Raw genomic sequence first — 2,937 nt, forward strand, 5'->3', positions numbered from 1 at the left:
ATTCAACTATCGTTCCCCGTTAGCTATACATGCAGCGCAAGCGCCGCACCACAGATTATAGAAGTAATCCCGTTCTTCCATGGGAGTTTAACGATGAACCGATGATTAATTATCGTCTGAATCAGGGTGAAGATGATTTTCGATTACAAAGAAATGATTGAAAATACCTATTACACGTATTTTATTGACCTCGTCCCCGAAAATAAAAGAATCCGCTGTCATAAAAATAACTAGATGCGTGAGATGTGACGCCAACAAATCATTCTCAGTATGAAAGCAATTCGAGCCTTCGGTAGGAATGCATTCAAGCCCCTGGACGTTATGCAGATACATTTGATAATCTTTAGAACTTGGCTTTGTAAAAACCATTACGCACAATAACAGGGCGATAATAATTACTACATATCTTTTCTTCTTAATAATCCCTTATCCTCCTAACGGCGCTCGCCATTCTTGTCATTGAATTTTTCGGAATATAACATAAAGCCAGCTATACCAGCTATTAAAATAACATTCTAATTTATAGTTACATCTTTATGACAAGAGCTCCTCCTCGTATTGTAAATTTATTCCTTACTATCTCGAGTTTAGACCCACAAAGATACTATTAAGTTGCGGTAAACTGCCCGTTAGTTCAATAAGAAAGATGAACAGTATCGTCCGGATGCGACAGAAAAAAGCCAACTATTAATATGTTGACTGACTCCAGAGGGGAATTTCAAGTATGAATAAGTCCCCGATTCACAGGAACTCCCTCAGTAACACACTTTTAATTAATTCGGGTTATCGTCCGGGTCTGAACCAGCTGATCCCCATACTTCCCCATCAACGCTATAACCGCCACCACTCCATTGAAGCAGGTAGTCTCCAGTACGCATGCCTTGTGTGAAACCTTCATTAATATTTATCCAATCCAGAGATTCTCCGGCAGCAATCGTTCTAGCGAAATACACTTTACTAGTATCTAAGTGCGTTAAACTAACATTGACTTCATGGCTACTATTGTTCTTCATTAGAAGTTTTATATGGCCAAATCTCGGATTTACGGCAAAGGGTTGCTGTACAGGTTCGCCTCCAGAAGCAATATAGTGCGAGGGTTTATTCTCTTCTTCGCTTAAAGAATTAGTAACGGTTGTACTTGCGGACTGGCTTGCTAATACACCAGACTTTGGAGTAGACGTATTCCCTTGAGTTGGACTTGTTGAATCACAGGCAGATACGGTCGCTGTTGTTAAAGATAAAGATAAAATAGCAAAAAAAAGTCCCTTTCTCTTCACAACTTTATCCCTCACATTCTTTTATTAGTTATTCTAGTTGCGCATAATAGAACCTATAAGATGTTCCTCGTTATTAATAACGCTATCAATCAATGAAAGTTACATCAGTAATTCACAAAATGGCACTAAGTTATCCTGCCCGTTAGTTTAATAAAAAAGAGCAGGCCTCGTAGCTCCTGCTCATCATTGTGTGTTATTCAACTATCGTGTCCCGTTACTTTAATAAAGACTTAGAAACATCCGAATGCACAGTTTATGTAAGTAAAAATCCATTTTATGTATTTAAATAGCATATTGATAATGGGAGATTGAGTGATTAGACCGTAACTACTTTATTAAGTCGAATATTTGAGATTGTGCTTAGATCGTAGACGACACATTCAATTATGTTTTGGTTATCATCAGAAACTATTAAACCCTTATTCCCTTTAAATAAGAAGTGTTTATCCCAATCAGTTCCCAAGTATTTTAATTTACCATTTGATTTTTTAACATCCACCATAGAAGAGGTGGTATTGGTTTCGGAAAAAACCTCAGCAAATTTCTCGAAAGTTAATATATAAAACGTTGATGTATAAATATCTGCCTCTAGCAAATGGCTATTTTGTCTTATGTCATATTTAATATACGTTTCTGTATCAACTGTATTTGAAAAAAAGTAAACCCCTTTACCGTACTTACAAAAATTATTGGATGGAATAAATGTTTGGGTACTCACAATGGTATTCCCATTACTAATTGTAGTTCCGTGATAGTACGACATTGGTTCACTTATCACTCCTTTTCTTGATATTACCTAATGTACCTTAATGTGGAAAAGAGTGGAATATTGCAATTTATTCCTTTATCCTGCCAGTTAGTTGAGAAAAGCCAGTGCGGTAGACCTTTCGGTATTGAACTATCACGTCAATCTTTCGGAGATAGTTTTACTTATTTCTTCAGGGTTTTTAACATCAATGATTAACTTTGATATTTTAAATTTACCAACAAGAAAATTATTCAAGTCAAAATGAAGGGTATCAACCTCATTATAAAAAAAGTAGAGATGATAACCTCCATTGAATCTAAATAATCCATTTCTTGTTCCTCCAAAAGAAGCACCATAAAGCTTGAAAGCATTTGGTATGGGTCTACCTGTTGTTATCCCCTTAATCGAAGAGTATGGAATTTGCAACCCGTTATCTAATTTTAAAAAGGGCGGATTTCCAAGATCGATATTTAAATGGGTTTCCATTAATTGAATTGTACGTTCCATTCGTTTAGTCCACCATTTCATAACGCTTTAGTATTTTTAAAATATATTTACATATTATACCATAGATAATCTTATTTATAGAATTTATTGAGCTAATTTACCCAAGAACTGAACATGCAACCGAATATTTCGCCGGTTGCATGATGGAATATTACATTATCCTGCCCGTTAGCTTAATAAAAAGAGCAGGATACCGAAGCACCTGCTTATCAATGTGTATTATTCAACTATCGTTACCCGTTAGCGGAACACTAAACATACTTTTTTATTACTTTCCTCCAACATGAAACACACCAATTACGGTTTCACAATCAACGTCATACAGCGGAATATCACGACCACCTGGTGATCTACTGTTCTGTATCGCAATGGCTTCCTCGGGTGATTTTGGTAGCTCACCGTCTA

The 2,937-nt window shown here is 36.1% G+C and carries 3 protein-coding genes; all 3 read right to left on the reverse strand.

From position 1 onward, the window contains the following. Window positions 1-773: 773 nt before the first annotated feature. Window positions 774-1,277: a hypothetical protein gene (locus tag BW961_RS31495; RefSeq protein WP_068592410.1), complete on the reverse strand. Its 504-nt coding sequence runs from the start codon at window positions 1,275-1,277 to the stop codon at window positions 774-776. Between the two features lie 316 nt (window positions 1,278-1,593). Then, window positions 1,594-1,995 (reverse strand): hypothetical protein, encoded by a 402-nt coding sequence (locus BW961_RS29300; protein WP_139331804.1) that lies wholly within the window; start codon window positions 1,993-1,995, stop codon window positions 1,594-1,596. Between the two features lie 183 nt (window positions 1,996-2,178). Then, window positions 2,179-2,532, reverse strand: a complete 354-nt coding sequence (locus tag BW961_RS29305) for a hypothetical protein (protein ID WP_068535889.1) — start codon at window positions 2,530-2,532, stop codon at window positions 2,179-2,181. Between the last annotated feature and the right edge of the window lie 405 nt (window positions 2,533-2,937).

The sequence above is a fragment of the Paenibacillus macquariensis genome (genome assembly GCF_900156375.1).
In the GTDB taxonomy this organism is placed as follows: domain Bacteria; phylum Bacillota; class Bacilli; order Paenibacillales; family Paenibacillaceae; genus Paenibacillus_AQ; species Paenibacillus_AQ macquariensis.